The organism is Dactylosporangium roseum (assembly GCF_025264685.1).
Lineage (GTDB): Bacteria > Actinomycetota > Actinomycetes > Mycobacteriales > Micromonosporaceae > Dactylosporangium > Dactylosporangium roseum.
In genome coordinates this window covers 3,968,928-3,984,256 of record NZ_CP073721.1, presented here as the reverse complement: position 1 = coordinate 3,984,256, position 15,329 = coordinate 3,968,928, and the positions used below count along the sequence as shown (strand labels likewise).

The following is a 15,329-nucleotide window of genomic DNA, read 5'->3' as shown; positions in this document are numbered from 1 at the left end:
GCGCGGCGGCCGGTCGGCACCGGTCAGCGCAGGTGCAGGCCGTTGGCGTCGGTCTGCGGCCCGGCCACGGTCGCCTTCGTGGCGGCCGGGGCGGTGCGCGGCGGGATGGTGGACGTGTCGAACGCGTACGTGATCACCGCCGTGGCGATCGCGTCGGCGTTCGTGTCGAGCGCGAACGTGTTGATGTTGCCGATGAGCTCGTACCGGCTCCGGAGCTGCGCGTACAGGGCCGCGTCCCCGCCCTTCTGGACGACCCGGAAGAGGTCGTCGCACGGGTCGTGGTAGCACGGGTCGTACTGCGCGCCCTCGACCCCGCCGAACTTGGCGACGTCGGCGGCGCTCTTGATCCCTTCGGCGCCGGTGAACAGGCCGCCGGCCGGGATCCTGACGCCGGCCGCGATGAACGGGCCGTAGTCCGAGCGGCCGGTGAAGTCGGCGGCGTTCGTCGGCTGGCCGCGCGATGCGTAGAACGCCTCGAACAGCTTCTCGATCTGCGCCGATCCGGCCGGGCCGGGGCCGGAGCCCTGGGCCGCGGAGTCGTCGCCGTCGTAGACGCCGAACATGTAGTTGGCCGAGGCGATCATGTCGAAGTTGAGGTACAGGGTGATCTGGGCCTGCTGCTGCGGCGTGAGGTTGGTGACGTAGAACGTCGAGCCGACGAGGTTGGCCTCCTCGGCGCCCCACCACGCGAAGCGGACCTTGTTCTTGGGCTTGACCTTGGCCATCTGCAGGGCCACTTCGAGCAACCCGGCGCTGCCGCTGGCGTTGTCGTTGACGCCCACCGTGTCCGGCTCGGAGTCTAGGTGCGCGCCGGCCATGACGACGTTGTCGGCCCGCCCGGTCTTCGTCTCCGCGATGACGTTCTCGGTGGTGCGGATCTCGGCGGTCGTGTTCGCCGTGAGGTGCGCGGTCAGGCCCGGGGTGTCGGCGAACGCCGCACCGGTGGCGTACGAGACCCCGATCGCCGGGATGCCGACCGGCGCGCCGAGCGTCCCGAGCAACAGGCTGTACCGGTCGGCGTTGGTGACCGGGTCGCCGTTGCCCTGGTTCATCACGATCGCGCCGGCCGCACCGGCCGCCGCGGCGTTGGCCGCCTTGGTGCCGAACGGGCAGCCACCTCGCTGCATCAGCGCGATCTTGCCGACCACGGCGGCGGTGAAGTCGGAGGCCTCGCAGCCGGACGTCACCGTCGTGCGGGGTGCGACCAGGTTGAGGTCGACCGGTACGACGGCCGCGGTGATGTCGCCCGACCCTGAACAGTCCATGAGGTCGTAGTCGGTGCCGTCGACGTAGGTCGTCGGTGTGGGCGCGGTCTGCGCGAACGACGAGCCGCTCTGGTCGCAGAAGTTGAACTGGAACGGCTGCCGGGTGACCGTGTAGCCGGCGTGCTGGAGCAGCGCCGCCACGTAGTCGGCGCTGCGCTTGTGCCCGGGCTGGCCGGACGCGCGGTTGCCGCCGTTCTTGTCGCCGATCGCCTGGAACGCCAGCAGGTGCCGCATGACGCCGGGCAGCGTCACGGCCTTGGTCAGCTTCTTCGGTGTGTCGTTGTTGCCGCTCGAGCCGGCGTGTGCCGGGCTCGCCAGGCCGATCGAGCCCACCAGGGCGGCGGCGGTGGCCGCACCCAGGAGCCTCCGAACCGAGCGAGACACCACGATGTGTTCTCCTCTCCGTGTGGCTGTGCACGGAACCACCCGACGTATCGACGGGCAGGGAGAATGTATGCGGAAACAGAACATCGACGGTAGCCGCTAAAAGGGCATTCGCGCACAAATCGCGGTGGCCGAGGGCCACGACAAGGGTGAGTCGACGGCGCGCGCTCCGGCGGCAGGCCTTACACGCGGTCCTCCGCCGGCGCACCGGTGCGCGCGGCCTCGGCCGGAGCGGGCCGCCGCCGCGACAGCCAGCGCTCGACGAGCAGCGTGGTCAGCGGGGGAACCGACGCCAGCACCGCGACGGTGGTGCGCGCGGCGGACCACCGCTCCGCGCGCGCCACCCACGCGGTCGCGACGAGGTAGGCGATGAACAGCACCCCGTGCAGCCTGCCGAACAGCCACACACCGGCGTCGGTGACCTCCGCGACGTGCTTGAGGTACATGCCGACGAGCAGGCCCGTCCACGAGCACGCCTCCGCCAGGGCGGTCAAGCGGAACAGGCGGTACGGCTGCATGATGCCTCCGGCTTCTGGCAGGTCAGGGCGGTCCGAGAATCGCTACCGAGGATAGCCGCCCCTTCCGCGCCGCCGGGAGCAAGCTGGCGGTCAGCCCGTGGACCGCGCCGTCGCACCGGCACCGGTCACCGTGGTGCGACCTTTCCAGGGCATGCGCCGGGGCTCGCGGGACCCCACACCGAATCACCCCGGCGGGCCGTTTCGCGGCCGGGACGCCGGAGATACCGGCGCCTGACCGTACAACTGGAGAAAGGGAGGCTATGGAGGTCATCCGCGCCCCGGGTGAGCGCCGGGAAGCTCCGCAGCGCCGCTACAGCGGCGTCGTGTGGACCGGCAAGGACATCGTCGGCATGGAGCCGTCCCGGCTGCGGGCGTTGAGCGAGCAGTTCAGCCCCGGCGCCCGGACCGCGTGGCACCGCGAGCCCTACGGCCAGGTGCTCCACGTTCTCTTCGGCGTGGGCCGGGTCCAGCGCCGGGGCGGCCCGGTGCTGGAGGTGCTCGCCGGCGACACGGTCGTCTGCCATGCCGGCGAATGGCACTGGCACGGCGCCGCACCGGACTCGTTCGTCGCCGTCATGTCGACCTGCGAGACCGACGCGCTCGACGCCGGCACCGAATGGGGTGCGCACGTGAGCGATGCCGAATACCGCCTACCGCCCATGGGCGCCGTCGTGCCACGTCAGGACGAGGACCGGACCTTCCAGCCCGAGGTGTGCTGGTGAGTTCCTGACGGCCCGGCGACCCGTGAGCCCCGGCCGGCCGACACCGGCCGGGCCTCCACCCCCTTTTTTCGCGTCGATCTTGCAGTTGTGGTGCCGAGACACTCCCTGAATGACCGGTTTGTCAGGCACCACAACTGCATGATCAACGCGCAACAGGGCCGGCGAAGCCGGCTCGCCGGCGAAGCCGGCTCGCCGACTGGGTCGCGCGAAACCCGCCACCGGCCGCCCCGACCACGGTGTGCCCCGGCCCGTGACGGGCCGGCCCGGCGGAGCGCCCTTCGCCCGGCGCGGTGCTCCGCCGGGCGGCGGGACGTTCCGCATGGATGCCGCCACCGGGACAGCGGCCCGGATCCGGGCCAGGAAGCGCTCAGCCGATGTGGACCACCAGCACCTCGTCGTCGGCCAGGGCGGCGATCAGGTCGCGGAAGAGGGTCACCGTCTCCCGGCCGGCGGTGCCGGACTCGTGCTCGTCCAGCTCCAGGCCCTCCTCGTCGAAGATCGCCTTGAACTCGGCCGCGTCGATGCCGGCCGGGTCGAGCTGCGGCAGATGCCGCCGGTGCTCGGGGCTGAGCAGGGTGTAGAAGCTGTCGTCGTCCGGGCCGCCGATCGGTTCGCCGGGCCCGGTGTCGGACAGCGAGATCCCGCGGTCCTCGAGGGCGTCCAGCACCGCCAGCACGACGTATCCGGACCAGCCGTACTCCCCCGACACCGCGTGCCCGTGTGCCGCGAGCACACCGGCGGGGTCGGCGGTGAAGTCGGGAAGGAGCTTGGCATTGAGGACGGTAAAGGAAGCGATGACCGACATAGCGTCGCACAGTACAAGATCCGGCCGGGCACCCGTGCGGGTGTGCTGATCGACATCGCGTAGCCCGCGGCGCCCCGTCATGGACCGCATCGGTAGATCCGGTCGGTCCGATCGGTAGATCCGGCACCGCAGACCGGCGGTTCGGTCGCGGATTCGCGAATCGCGGGGAACCGGCCGCGCCATCGATGGACAGTGTGACCGGGAGCCGGCATCGTCGGATCCGCGCGGCGAATCGGTACCGGCCCGAGGCGGCGCACCGCCGTCAGGGCAGGCTCTTCCACAGCAGACCTGTCGCGGAAAGGCGGGCGCATGGTCGCGACGACGCACCGACCCGCGAGCGAGCCCGGCGCGGCCGAACACCGGCTGCACCGGCCGCGCCTGGAAGCGCTGCTCACGGCGGCCGGCCGGGCCCGGGCCATCGCGGTCTACGGCCCGGCCGGCGCGGGGAAGACGACGCTCGTGCGGGACTGGCTGGCCCGGTCCTCCGCGGCGGGCGCGGTGATCTCCGTCGACTGCACGGATCTCGGGCCGGACCGTCCGGTCGACCTCGCCGCGCGCGTGGCCGGCCGCGCAGGTCCCGTCACCGTGGTGCTGGACGGGGTCGAGGCCGTCTCCGACGCCGGCCTGCGCATACAGGTGGACCGGTTCGTCGCGGACCGCCCGGCGGCCCGGGTCGTCCTGGTCGGCCGGCACGGGCCCGGATCCGACGGCGCCGGTACGGGCGACGCGATCTACCCGGTCGCCGTCGACGCGGCGGACCTCGCGTTCACCTCGGCCGAGACCACCGAGCTGGCGCTGTCGCGCGGGCTCGACCTGCCGCCGACCACCGTCCACGGCGTCTTCGCGGTGACCGGGGGCTGGGCCGCCGGCCTCGTGATCGCGCTCGACGCGATGGCGGGCCTGCCGCCCCACCGGGAGCCGGACGTCGACCAACTGTTGCGAGCCGGGGCCGGGCTCGACGAGTACGTGTGGCATGACGTCCTCGGCGAGCTCACCCCGGACGCGCGGGACGCGGTACGGCTGGCCAGCGTCGCCGAGTCGGTCGACGCCGACCTGTTCGCGGCGCTCAGCGGCCGTCCCGACGGCGCCGCCCTGCTCGCCGACCTCGCCCGCAACGGCGCCTTCGCCACCCGCGTCGGCCGGCACTCCGAGTGGTTCCGGTTCCACCGGCTGTGGCGTACCGCCCTCTACACCGCCCTGGTGAACGACGACCCGGTGCTGGCCCAGCGACTCCATCGGATCGCCGGCGCCTGGTACACGGTCCACGGCCAGCCCGGTGAAGCGCTCCGGCACGCGATCGCCGGCCACGACCACCGGCTCGCCGCCCGGCTGGCCCGGACCCAGGCCGACGCCATCCGGCACAGCCCGGCCCGGACCGTCGCCACCGCGGCGCCGGCCGCACCGGCGCCGTGGCCGCCGTCCTCGCCGTGGCCGCCGCCGGACGACGCGGCGCTGGGCAGTGCGTGGCGGGCACTCGGCCAAGGCGAACCGGACGCGGCCCGGCGGGCCGTGGACACCGCCGCCCGGCGGGCCGTGGACACCGCTGACCGGCCGTCGTACGGGTCGATGCTGTGCGTCCGCGCGATGATCGAGCTCCAGCGGGGGCACCTCGAACGCGCCGGCCGGCTCGCCGCGCGGACCCGTGCCGTCCTGCACCGCGAGGGGGTCACCGGCTCGCACGACGAGGGCTGGGCGCTGCTCATCCTCGCCGCCGTGGCCCAGCTCCGCGGCTGCCCGCAGCCCGCGCACCAGTACCTCGACGAGCTGCTCGTCGAGGTGTGGCCGGGCACGTCCGCGCTACTGGCCAACGCGACCTTCCACCGGCTCGGGGTGCTGCGCCAGCAGGGCGGGCACGGCCCGGCGCTCGTCGCGCTGGAGCGGCTCATCGCGGAGGAGGCCGACCTCGAGGTCCTGCCGGCGTGGGCGCCACGCGCGATGCGGATCCAGCTCCTCCTGTCGGAGGGCCTGCCGCACGACGCGCAACGGCGGTGGGAGGCCGACGCTCGACGGTTCCCGCCCGTCGTGGCCGATCTCGGCGCCGCCGCACTGCTGCTCGCGCACCGGCCCACCGGCCGGGCCGACCCGCGGGTCGGCGAACTGCTGCGGCCCTACCTGGCCGGGCCGACGGGTTGCCTGCTGCACGACATCGACGTCCGGCTCGTGCTCGCCCACGCGGCGCAGCGCCTCGGGGACACCGCGGCCACGGCGGGCCTGGTGCGGGAGGCCCGGGAGATCGCCGCCCGCGAGCGGCTGTGGTATCCGTTCACCGTCGACCGGGGCTTGCCGCGCCCGGCCGACACCGCACCGGACCGGTCGGCGGTGCCCGCGGTACTGACCGTGGCCGAGACGGACGTGCTGCGGATGCTCGTGGGCTTCATGACCGTGGCCGAGATCGCCGCCGCGCTGCGGATCTCGCCGAACACGGTGAAGACGCACACCTCGGCGATCTACCACAAGCTCGGCGTGCACCGCCGCCGCGACGCGATCCGCCGCGGCCGCGAGCTCGGCCTGCTGTGACACGGCCCTGCGGTTCGGCTGCCGTTTCATGGTCGTGGAGCGTCTCGCACCCTTGGCCCCGGCCCCGGCCTCGACCGACGACGACGTGCCGGTGGCCGGGTAGCCCGCACACACGTACGGTCCCCGGCCGGCGGCCGGGGACCGTACGATGTCACGTGCCAGCGGTCAGCGCCGGGTCAGAGGGCGCTGCGGCGGCCACGGCCGGACAGACCGGCCACGAGCGCGACGCCGACGGCCGCGAGCAGGACCTGGACCAGCAACTCGCCCCAGTCGACGCCCGGGGTGTCGGTGGCGATGCCGATCGCGTTGGCCAGCACGGTCCCGAGCAGCGCGGCGATGACGCCGACGACCATGGTCAGCACGATCGAGATGTTCTGCCGGCCGGGAACCACCAGCCGACCGAGCGCGCCGACGATCAGACCGACGATCAGCGCCGTGATGATACCGGTGACGGTCACCGCTCCTCCTAAGCTCAACCCTGCAATTCCGGTCGACGCATTGATGCCCTCAGCGACCGTGACCGAAACACGCATGCGGCGGACGGGGCCCGGACACCGGCGGAACCGAACGACGCTGCGGGCAGCCGGCCCGGCCGCCGGCACCGCGGCGCGCCGGGCTCACGGCGCGGCATGGCGCCCGGCCCACCTCGGGGCCCAGGTCTTCGCCTCGTGGCGCCTGGGCATTCGGGGGACTGCCGCGGGAACCAGTAGTCGGGCGCCCGCGCGTGGTCGACGGCCCAGACGTAGGCCTCCGGCTGCTGTGCGGTGGCGGCCACGTGCGGCACGAACCGCGTGATCGTCGGGTCCTCCGAGAAATGCAGCACCTGGCCTGTTTCCGGTCGCACCCGACATGCCTATCCGACGGACCGCCGCCGTGGCGGGCACAATGGGCACATGCCGGTGCCGCTCCCCCTGCCCTCCGCCGTTGTCAATCTCGCCTTCGCCGCCGGGAAGGCGGCCGGTAGGGCGGCCGACACCGCCGGCAGGTTGGCCGGGACGGCCGGGAAGGCGGCCGGGACGGCCGGGAAGGCGGCCGGGACGGCCGTCGATGCCGCCGGGAAGGCTGCCGAGACGGCCGTCGGCGCGGCCGCCGTCGTGATCGCACTGCCGGGCCGGGTCCTGCGGCTCGTCGACGGGGCCGAGGTGCTGATGGCCCGTGCCACCGCCGCCCTCGACGCGGCCGAGCAGGCCGTCGCGGACGCCCGGGCGCTGACCGCCACGGCCGCGGGCATCGTCGAACAGGTCCGCACCGTCACCACCACGGCCACCGGTGTCGTGGACGACGCCCGCACCATCACCACCACGGCCGCCGGCGTCATGGACGAGGCGACGCGGGCGTCGGCGGCGGCCGCCGCGGTCGTCACGCACGCGGCACGGACCGCCGGCACCGCCGACGAGCTGCTGAGCGCCTACGAGCCCGGTCTGCGCCGGTTCGTCGACAACCTGTCGCCCGAGGAGATCGACGCCGCGATCCGGATGATCGACGAGTTGCCCAAGCTCGCCCATCACCTCAACACCGACGTCATGCCGATCCTGGCCACGCTCGACCGGGTCGGACCGGACATTCACGAGTTGCTCGGCGTGACCCGCGACCTGCGGCAGGCCATCGTGGGCATCCCGGGCTTCGCCATGCTGCGCCGCCGCGGCGCGGCCGGCGAAGGCTGAGGTGGCCCGGACCGCCACCGGTCGGCGCACCACTCCCCCACGTTGCCGACGGTCCGCCACCGACCGAACGCGTTCGGGTGGAGGCGGCGCATGGCCGAGGCAGCCCGGTCTCAGTGACGAGCCGGGCGCTGGGACCAGCGGCGCAGGGCGGCGGCGATCTGGGCGACGGCGACCGGCGCGGCGTCGAAGAGGGCGAGCTTGCGCGGGAAGTTGTGCACCATGCCCTGGAACCGCGTGGCGACGACGGGCACGCCCGCGTTCATCAGCGCCGCCGCATACCGCTCGCCCTCCGGGCACAGCACGTCGAGCTCCGCGGTGATGACCACGGCGGGCGGCAGACCGGCGAGGTCGGCGCGGAGCGGGTCGAGGTCGGGGACGGCCCGGTCGGTGCCGGCCGGCGCGTAGGCGTCCCAGAAGAACCGCATCTCGTCGCGGTGCAGGCCGTAGCCGTCGAGGTCCGGGTACGCCATGGCGGGGTCGACGACCGGGCAGACGAGGACCTGCGCGGCGAGGGGCCGGCCGGCGTCGCGGGCGCGGCGGGCGGTGACGGCCGCGAGGTGGCCGCCGGCCGAGTCACCCGCGACGCCGACGCGGGACGGGTCCAGGTCGTCGGGGCGGGTGTGCACCCAGTCGAGGGCCTTGGCCAGGTCGTCGAGCGCCGCCGGGAACGGGTGCTCGGGCGCGCGGCGGTAGTCGACCGCGAGGACCGCCCAGCCGGTCTGCGCGGCGAGTTCCCGGCAGAATCCGTCGTGTGTGTCGAGGTCACCGAGCACCCAGCCACCGCCGTGGGCGTAGAGCAGGACGGGCCGGGCGCCGGCCGTACCGTCGCGGAACAGGCGTGCCGGAACACCGCCCGCGTCGACGTCGGTCACGCTGCTGATCGCCCGCCCGGGACCGACCTCGTCGGGGACCGCGTCGACCATGCTGCGGCGGACGGCGGCGAGGTTGTCGAGCGTCAACGGCTGCCGCCGCTGGACGCCGAGGGCGGCACGGGCCTGCGGGTGCAGCCGGGAGGGTTCCATATGGGCCAGTATCCCGTACCGTGTGGGCATGACCGCACCGACGCAGGTGCTACCCGAGGACTGGAACCGCTGCCTCGCGGTGGCCGCCCACCCCGACGACATCGAATACGGCACCGCCTCGGCCGTCGCGCGCTGGACCGCCCAGGGCAAGCAGGTGACCTATCTGCTCGCGACCCGCGGCGAGGCCGGCATCGACAGCCTGCATCCGTCCAAGGCGGGTCCGCTGCGTGAGCAGGAGCAGCGCGCCGCCGCCGCCGAGGTCGGCGTCGACGTCGTGGAGTTCCTCGACCACCCCGACGGCGTGATCGAGGGCGGGCCGGCACTGCGTCGCGACATCGTACGGTCGATCCGGCGGCACAAACCGGACGTGATCGTGACCGGCTCGTATGAGACTCGGATGGCCGGCGGCATGGCCAACCAGGCCGATCACCGGGTGGTCGGCCTCGCCGCGCTGGACGCCGCACGTGACGCCGGCAACCGCTGGATTTTCCCGGAGCTGGCCGACGAGGGCCTGGAACCGTGGGACGGCGTGCGGTTCGTCTGCTTCGCCGGTGCCGACCGGCCGACCCACGGCGTGGACGTCACCGGCGAGCCGCTGCGGGCCGGCATCCGCTCGCTGGCCGCGCATGCGGAGTACACGAAGGGGCTGGGCGTCAGCGGCCCCGAGCCGGGACCGTTCCTGACCTGGATGGCCGAGTTGGGCGGCCCCGCCATCGGCGTCGAGGCGGCGGTGCTGTTCGACGTCTACATGCTGCGCTTCGAGGGCCCGCCGCCGTGGGAGCCTGCCGGCTGACCGGCAGGCTCGGCCGGCTCGGCCGGACCGCGTCAGACCAGGCGGCGGATCTCGCCGTGCGTGCGGTAGAAGCCGCCGCGGGTGGCCTCACGGACGCCGGTCACGACGTAGCGGGCGTTGGCCTCGCGGATGCCCTTCGGGAACTGGACCTGCCAGTCGTCGTGGTAGCCGGGGCTGACGACGCGGATCCGCAGCCGGCCGCCCTGCTCGACACACTCGACGATGACACCGTCGGCCGGGTCGGAGACGACCTCGACCGTCGTGGACGGGGCGACGGCGTCCATCCGCGGGGCCTTCACGTCGACGTATTCCGGCACGACGCCCTGCTCGGCCGCGCGCACCGCGCTCTCGCTGGCGTCGATGCAGGCCAGTGATCCGTCGGTGGTGACGATGTAGAGCCTCTCGTCGTGGTACTGCATCGAGTAGGCGCTGCCGCAACCGGTGCCGAGCTTCCACAGCCGGTTGCCCGCGGCGTCGAAGCAGTAGACCGACGAGCGGTAGTCACCGGCGAAGACGTAGCGGCCGTCGGGCGAGGTCGCGTTGGAGAAGATGGTGTTGTCGCAGCGGTAGGTCACGCCCGTCGAGCCGTCCTTACCGAAGGACAGCACCGAGTTGGACGACATGCCGGCGTAGAGCATGTCGCCCTCCTGCCAGCCGAACAGGACGGCGCCCTGGGTCGACTGATACCACCGCTCGGCGCCGGTGCGCCAGTCGTAGCTGGTGACGCCCCTGCTGTGGCCGTGGTGCACCGCGTTGGCGTCGCAGCGGACCATCCAGCCGCTGGCGCCCTTGCTCTTCTTGCGCCACAGGAACTCGTCCTCGTGGTCGATGGCGCAGACGCCGCCCTTGTCGTCGGAGACGCCGAGGATGCCGTCGTGGATGTCGAGCCAGTAGATGTCGATGTCGGGGGCGATCGCATAGGCCAGCCGCGGGACCTTGCCGGACAGGTCGTAGACGTTGCCGTCGTCGCAGCCGGCGTAGATCCACGCGTCGTCGGCCACGATGCACTTGACCCCGTCGGGCAACTGGAACTGCCGGTCGACCGTGGCGTCGTGGCGCAGCACGGTGATCGTGCCCTTCTCGTTGCCGACCATGCACACGTCGTCGTTGATGAAGATGCCGAACGCGGGGGCACCCGACCGGTACTTCCACAGCACCGGCGCCGTCTTGGCCGTCGACTGCTGGCTGACGATCTGCCGCCGGGTCACCGAGCGCGGCGCCCGCTGGCCGGGCACGGCGGGCGCGTAGCCCTTGCGGACCTTCTCCCCGATCTTCTTCGCCGCCTCCGACTGCGCCTTCGAGGAGTCGTTGTAGGTGGTCTTCTTGACCTGGCCGGCGTCGCCGATCCGCCCGTATCGGATCGTCATCTCGGTGCCGTCGACGGTGACCTCGTAGAACTTGTGCGCGGTGCCGCTGTCTTGGGACAGCTCGAGATAGGTCGTCTGGGCCATCGATGAAGTGCCTTCCAGGTGAGGGGATCGAGGGGCGGCGTCAGCCTAGCGACCCGGTACGACAAAAATGGAACCATGCTGCATCTGAGGGTCATCAGCCCGCCCGAGCTGACGGAGAAGGTCGTCGGCGTCCTGACCGTCGAGGCGGGGGCGACCAACCTGGTCGTGCTGCCGGGCGCCGCTCGTGAGCCGGCCGGTGACGTGGTGCTCTGCGACGTGGTGCGGGAGGCCGGCAGCCCGGTCCTCGCCACGCTGCGTGAGCTCGGTATCGACGAGTGCGGCTCCATCGCCATCGAGAACGTCGACGTCACGCTGTCGAGGTCGGCCAGCCGGGCCGCGGCGGCGGCGCCCGGGCTCGCCGCCGACGCGGTGGTCTGGGACGAGATCGAGCAGAAGACCGGCGAGGAGACCGAGCTCTCCGGCACGTATCTGCTGATGCTCGGCATCGCGACCGTCATCGCGGGCATCGGGGTGATCCTCGACCAGCCGATCCTCATCGTCGGCGCGATGGTCGTCGGCCCGGAGTTCGGCCCGCTGGCGGCGCTGTGCGTCGGGGTCGTGCGCGCCCGGCGCCGGGCGATCGGGCGGGCGCTGCTGGCCCTCGGCGTCGGGTTCCCCATCGCGATCCTGGCCACCATGGTCAACACCTGGCTGCTCGACCTGCTCGGCCTGGTGGACGAGGGCATGCTGCTGCGGGAGCGGCCGCTCACCGACTTCATCTGGCAGCCCGACGCGCTCTCCTGGATCGTCGGCTTCTTCGCGGGGGTGGCCGGCATGCTGTCGCTGACGTCGGCGAAGGCGGGCCCGCTGATCGGCGTGCTGATCTCGGTGACGACGGTGCCGGCGGCGGCCAACATCGCGGCGGCGCTGGCCTACGGCGTGTGGCACGAGGCGGCGGGGTCGGCGCTCCAGCTCCTGCTGAACCTGGCCGCCATCGTCACCGCGGGTGTCCTCACCCTGCTCGTCCAGCGCTGGTGGTGGCGCGGTCGTGTCTGACCTGCGCACCGCCCTCGACGCGGTCCTGGCCGACGTGCCGCCCGCGCGGCTGGCGGACGCGGTGCGGCGGCTCATCGCCGACTACCGCGGCGGGCGCCCGGCCGACGAGCCGCTGCTGCGGAACATGGTGGACGCGACGGCCTACGCGGCGTACCGGATGCCGGCGACCCATGCCGCCGTCACCGCCGCGCTGCGGCACCTGCCGCCGGTCGGGCCGCGCAGCCTGCTCGACCTCGGTGGCGGCACAGGCGCGGCGGCCTGGGCGGTGGCGGACGTCTTCGGCACCGTCGGCACGACGATCCTCGACCAGGTGCCGGAGGCGCTGCGGCTCGGCCGGCGGATCGCGACGGGTCGCCTGGAGGCGGACTGGCGGCACTGGCGGCTCGGCGACGAGGTGCCGGACGAGGCCGATCTCGTGACGGTGTCATACGTGCTGACGGAGCTGACGGAGGAGGACCAGCGCTCGCTCGTCGGGCTGGCCGCCGGGGCGGCACGGCAGGCTCTGGTCGTCGTCGAGCCGGGGACTCCCCAGGGGTACCGCCGGATCCTCACGGTGCGGGACCAGCTCATCGCGGCGGGATGGACGGTCGCGGCGCCCTGCCCGCACCAGCTCGCCTGCGGCATGCGGGGCCGGGACTGGTGCCACTTCTCGGCCCGGGTCAACCGATCGGCGCTGCACCGGCGGCTGAAGGACGCGCAGCTCGGCCACGAGGACGAGAAGTTCGCGTTCGTCGCCGCGACCCGCGCGCCGGGCGCGGCGGCGGGCCGGATCGTGCGGCATCCCGCGTTCCGGAAGGGACTCGTCACGCTGCAGGTGTGCCGGGAGGACACCACCGTCGGGCCGGTGCTGGTGTCCAAGCGGGAGGGGCCGCGGTACAAGGCGGCCAGAGACGCCGAGTGGGGCGACCGATGGCCGCCCCACTCGTCAGGTGCCGAACCGGACCAGTGCTAGGTCTGGTCCGCCACGAAGGTCGAGACGTAGGCCAGCGCCGAGTTCCAGTTGATGGTCAGCTCGTTCGTCGACCACGACTTGATGTCGTCGATGTAGCACATCTGCGGCTTGCAGCCGCGGAGCTGGGCCGACGCCACCTCGTCCTGCAGTTGCGAGTTCGGTCCACCGGCGAGGGTGCCGCGCGGCGGGTTCGGCAGCTTCGGGTCGAGCTGGTGCGCGTACCAGCGGCTGTGCTGGTTCTTCGACGCCTTCTCGCCGTAGCCGGTGACGTACGACTGGTTCAGCGCGTTGCGGCCGAACAGGTAGTCCATGCCGGACAGCACGCCGTCGCGGTACTTGTGCTCACCGGTCAGGTCGAACGCCGCCGCGACGACGGCCAGGTTGTTGAGCATCTGGGCGTTGGAGGCCCAGTCGTAGCCGCCGTTGGGCGCGTAGGCCTGGCCGTACGCCTGCTCGGACACGATCTTCAGGTACCGGTCGGCACCCGCCACGACGGACTCGCGCACCCGCTCCCGGTCCGGGAGCTTGTTGTCGATCGTGGCCAGGTCGAGCCGGCCGAGCGCGGCGGTGTTCTGCCAGTCGAAGGCGCGGTCGAACACGTCGGCCTTGTGCACCGTCGAGTCGCTCACGTCCCCGGCGTACTGCTTGTCGCCCGTGGTGATGTAGAGCTCCGCGGCGGCCCAGTAGAACTCGTCGGAGACGTTGGCGTCGCCGTAGGCGCCGCCGCCGACCCCGTCGGAGTCCGGCGCGTACATCGTCGGGTGGGCCTTGGCGGCCGCGTACGCCTTCTTCGCCGCGCCGAGCAGCTTCTCGGAGTAGGCCTTGTCGTACTGGGCGAAGACCCGGGCGCCCTGCGCGGCGGCCGCCGCCAGGTTCAGGGTCGCCGCGGTCGACGGCGGGCGCAACTGGCGCTGCTGGGGGTCCGCCGCCGGGTCCGTCGGCAGCCCGGTCCAGGCCACGTCGTGGATCTTGTGGTGGGCCATGCCGGCGAGTTGCTCACCGTCCGGCACCTGCATCTTCAGGAGGAAGTCGAGCTCCCAGCGCGCCTCGTCGAGCACGTCCGGGGTCTTGCCGCCGGTCTCGGGGATGTGCAGCGCGCGGGCCTGCGCCGCCTTCGGCGAACGCTCGTAGCTGCTCATCAACTGGGCGACGGAGATGCCGCCGTTGACCACGTACTTGCCGTGGTCGCCGGCGTCGTACCAGCCGCCCGTGACGTCGAGCGTGTAGTCGCAGCTACCCGGGGCGCACGGGACCTTCGTGTCGCCGCCGTTGGGGGTGTCGGCGGTGTGGCCGGCCTTGCGGCCGTAGCCGGGCGCGATGTCGTTGGAGATCTCGATGCCGCTGCGCTGCGGGTAGAAGAACGACAGCGAGTCGATGCCGAGCTGCTGGTACGCCTTCGGGTCCAGATCGAAGGGCAGGCTCGCCTTGCCGTCGACCTCCAGCGTGTACGTGTTGCCGGTGCCGCGGTACGAGCTGAAGTCCACCACATGGGTGTTCTGGCCCGAACTGTCGTCCATGCCGCGCGGCTCGGACGCACCGGACGCGACGACCTTGCCGGCCTTGTCCTTCAGTTCCCACCGCAGCGGCTGCTGTGCGTCGGAGATGACCGTGGCCCGCTTCGGGCCGTCCGGCAGGTAGCCGACCTGGTTGACCCGGACAGGGGTGTCCGGGATCTGGTCCGGCGTGGCCGGGAACGCGTAAGCGCTGCCGTCGTTGGCACCACCGGTTCCGGGCAGGCCGCTGTCACGGCCGGCGAAGGCGATGGGCAGTGCCACCGCGGGGACAGCCACGACCGCCGCGATGGCGGCCAGTCGGGCTTTTCGCGAAAGGACAGGCAGGCGCACCAGCTCTCCTTTGGATCGGGTGAGGGATGTAGCGCGGCATCCCGACTCTCAGGGGAGAAATCGGGTGATTGGCCACGCGTTTGGGCGAAGCTACCGATCCAAAGAAGGGAAGAAAAGGACATAAACCCCTGAATGTGATCCGGGCCACAACCGGGACCGGGGTTTGGCACATTTCCTCCTACAGTTGTAGGAAGACCTGGTCAGCGCCCTGTTGATGGCGCGGTGGCGGCAGGCTGGAGCCCGCCGGCCAGGATGCCGAAGGCGGTATCGACAAACCCGCCCACCTCGCGGGGTCCGCCCGGAGCATCGGATAACCAAGGCCGGTCGTCCGCCCGTCCCCGGTGTCGCACTACAGGACGGTGACACACCGTCGTGCGGGCGGGGTGGTTGTCGATC

The 15,329-nt window shown here is 72.6% G+C and carries 14 protein-coding genes and 1 pseudogene; 6 read left to right on the top strand and 9 right to left on the bottom strand.

Annotation, left to right across the window (positions count from 1 at the left end):
• Nucleotides 1–23: 23 nt before the first annotated feature.
• Nucleotides 24–1,649, bottom strand: coding sequence for a M28 family peptidase (locus Drose_RS18605; RefSeq protein WP_260729445.1), 1,626 nt, complete (start codon nt 1,647–1,649; stop codon nt 24–26).
• Between the two features lie 182 nt (nt 1,650–1,831).
• On the bottom strand, nt 1,832–2,167 hold the full coding sequence (locus Drose_RS18600; protein WP_260729444.1) for a DUF3817 domain-containing protein: 336 nt from the start codon (nt 2,165–2,167) through the stop codon (nt 1,832–1,834).
• A gap of 260 nt (nt 2,168–2,427) precedes the next feature.
• Here Drose_RS18600 and Drose_RS18595 point away from each other — a divergent pair, with 260 nt between their 5' ends.
• On the top strand, nt 2,428–2,889 hold the full coding sequence (locus Drose_RS18595) for a cupin domain-containing protein (protein ID WP_260729443.1): 462 nt from the start codon (nt 2,428–2,430) through the stop codon (nt 2,887–2,889).
• A 367-nt stretch (nt 2,890–3,256) separates the two neighbouring features.
• On the opposite strand, the gene Drose_RS18590 is transcribed toward Drose_RS18595, so the two are convergent.
• Nucleotides 3,257–3,694, bottom strand: coding sequence for a hypothetical protein (locus tag Drose_RS18590; RefSeq protein WP_260729442.1), 438 nt, complete (start codon nt 3,692–3,694; stop codon nt 3,257–3,259).
• A 309-nt stretch (nt 3,695–4,003) separates the two neighbouring features.
• Here Drose_RS18590 and Drose_RS18585 point away from each other — a divergent pair, with 309 nt between their 5' ends.
• Complete coding sequence (locus Drose_RS18585; protein ID WP_260729441.1) at nt 4,004–6,211, top strand: helix-turn-helix transcriptional regulator; 2,208 nt, start codon at nt 4,004–4,006, stop codon at nt 6,209–6,211.
• 176 nt (nt 6,212–6,387) lie between these two features.
• On the opposite strand, the gene Drose_RS18580 is transcribed toward Drose_RS18585, so the two are convergent.
• Together Drose_RS18580 and Drose_RS39100 are read right to left on the bottom strand one after the other, a co-directional pair.
• Entirely contained in the window at nt 6,388–6,669 is a 282-nt protein-coding gene (locus Drose_RS18580) for a GlsB/YeaQ/YmgE family stress response membrane protein (RefSeq protein WP_260729440.1), read from the bottom strand.
• Nucleotides 6,670–6,683: 14 nt separating this feature from the next.
• Complete coding sequence (locus Drose_RS39100; RefSeq protein ID WP_390891444.1) at nt 6,684–6,986, bottom strand: DUF6886 family protein; 303 nt, start codon at nt 6,984–6,986, stop codon at nt 6,684–6,686.
• 118 nt (nt 6,987–7,104) lie between these two features.
• On the opposite strand from Drose_RS39100, the gene Drose_RS18575 reads away from it, so the two are divergent.
• The gene (locus Drose_RS18575) at nt 7,105–7,875 is read left to right on the top strand and encodes a hypothetical protein (protein ID WP_260729439.1); all 771 of its coding nucleotides are present in this window, start codon (nt 7,105–7,107) and stop codon (nt 7,873–7,875) included.
• Nucleotides 7,876–7,910: 35 nt separating this feature from the next.
• Here Drose_RS18575 and Drose_RS39095 read toward each other — a convergent pair.
• Both Drose_RS39095 and Drose_RS18570 read right to left on the bottom strand, forming a co-directional pair.
• A pseudogene (locus Drose_RS39095) lies at nt 7,911–7,967 on the bottom strand (hypothetical protein); the annotation flags it as partial.
• 18 nt (nt 7,968–7,985) lie between these two features.
• Nucleotides 7,986–8,897: an alpha/beta hydrolase gene (locus Drose_RS18570; RefSeq protein ID WP_260729438.1), complete on the bottom strand. Its 912-nt coding sequence runs from the start codon at nt 8,895–8,897 to the stop codon at nt 7,986–7,988.
• Nucleotides 8,898–8,925: 28 nt separating this feature from the next.
• On the opposite strand from Drose_RS18570, the gene Drose_RS18565 reads away from it, so the two are divergent.
• Nucleotides 8,926–9,690: a PIG-L deacetylase family protein gene (locus tag Drose_RS18565; RefSeq protein ID WP_260729437.1), complete on the top strand. Its 765-nt coding sequence runs from the start codon at nt 8,926–8,928 to the stop codon at nt 9,688–9,690.
• A 32-nt stretch (nt 9,691–9,722) separates the two neighbouring features.
• Here the strand turns inward: Drose_RS18565 and Drose_RS18560 are convergent, their stop codons facing one another.
• Nucleotides 9,723–11,141, bottom strand: coding sequence for a WGR domain-containing protein (locus Drose_RS18560; protein ID WP_260729436.1), 1,419 nt, complete (start codon nt 11,139–11,141; stop codon nt 9,723–9,725).
• Nucleotides 11,142–11,216: 75 nt separating this feature from the next.
• Here Drose_RS18560 and Drose_RS18555 point away from each other — a divergent pair, with 75 nt between their 5' ends.
• Both Drose_RS18555 and Drose_RS18550 read left to right on the top strand, forming a co-directional pair.
• Nucleotides 11,217–12,137: a DUF389 domain-containing protein gene (locus Drose_RS18555; protein ID WP_260729435.1), complete on the top strand. Its 921-nt coding sequence runs from the start codon at nt 11,217–11,219 to the stop codon at nt 12,135–12,137.
• Complete coding sequence (locus Drose_RS18550; protein ID WP_260729434.1) at nt 12,130–13,089, top strand: small ribosomal subunit Rsm22 family protein; 960 nt, start codon at nt 12,130–12,132, stop codon at nt 13,087–13,089. The genes Drose_RS18555 and Drose_RS18550 overlap by 8 nt, the downstream gene beginning before the upstream one ends.
• Here Drose_RS18550 and Drose_RS18545 read toward each other — a convergent pair.
• On the bottom strand, nt 13,086–14,933 hold the full coding sequence (locus tag Drose_RS18545; RefSeq protein ID WP_313900031.1) for a glycoside hydrolase family 9 protein: 1,848 nt from the start codon (nt 14,931–14,933) through the stop codon (nt 13,086–13,088). The two genes, Drose_RS18550 and Drose_RS18545, sit on opposite strands and share 4 nt — an antisense overlap.
• Nucleotides 14,934–15,329: the final 396 nt, after the last annotated feature.

What these genes read in the sequence shown, in the direction of transcription:
- Drose_RS18575 (WP_260729439.1), top strand. Translation starts at nt 7,105, where the DNA reads ATGCCGGTGCCGCTCCCCCTGCCCTCCGCCGTTGTCAATCTCGCCTTC.
- Drose_RS18570 (WP_260729438.1), bottom strand. Translation starts at nt 8,897, where the DNA reads ATGGAACCCTCCCGGCTGCACCCGCAGGCCCGTGCCGCCCTCGGCGTC.
- Drose_RS18560 (WP_260729436.1), bottom strand. Translation starts at nt 11,141, where the DNA reads ATGGCCCAGACGACCTATCTCGAGCTGTCCCAAGACAGCGGCACCGCG.
- Drose_RS18590 (WP_260729442.1), bottom strand. Translation starts at nt 3,694, where the DNA reads ATGTCGGTCATCGCTTCCTTTACCGTCCTCAATGCCAAGCTCCTTCCC.
- Drose_RS18595 (WP_260729443.1), top strand. Translation starts at nt 2,428, where the DNA reads ATGGAGGTCATCCGCGCCCCGGGTGAGCGCCGGGAAGCTCCGCAGCGC.
- Drose_RS18585 (WP_260729441.1), top strand. Translation starts at nt 4,004, where the DNA reads ATGGTCGCGACGACGCACCGACCCGCGAGCGAGCCCGGCGCGGCCGAA.
- Drose_RS18565 (WP_260729437.1), top strand. Translation starts at nt 8,926, where the DNA reads ATGACCGCACCGACGCAGGTGCTACCCGAGGACTGGAACCGCTGCCTC.
- Drose_RS18600 (WP_260729444.1), bottom strand. Translation starts at nt 2,167, where the DNA reads ATGCAGCCGTACCGCCTGTTCCGCTTGACCGCCCTGGCGGAGGCGTGC.
- Drose_RS18555 (WP_260729435.1), top strand. Translation starts at nt 11,217, where the DNA reads ATGCTGCATCTGAGGGTCATCAGCCCGCCCGAGCTGACGGAGAAGGTC.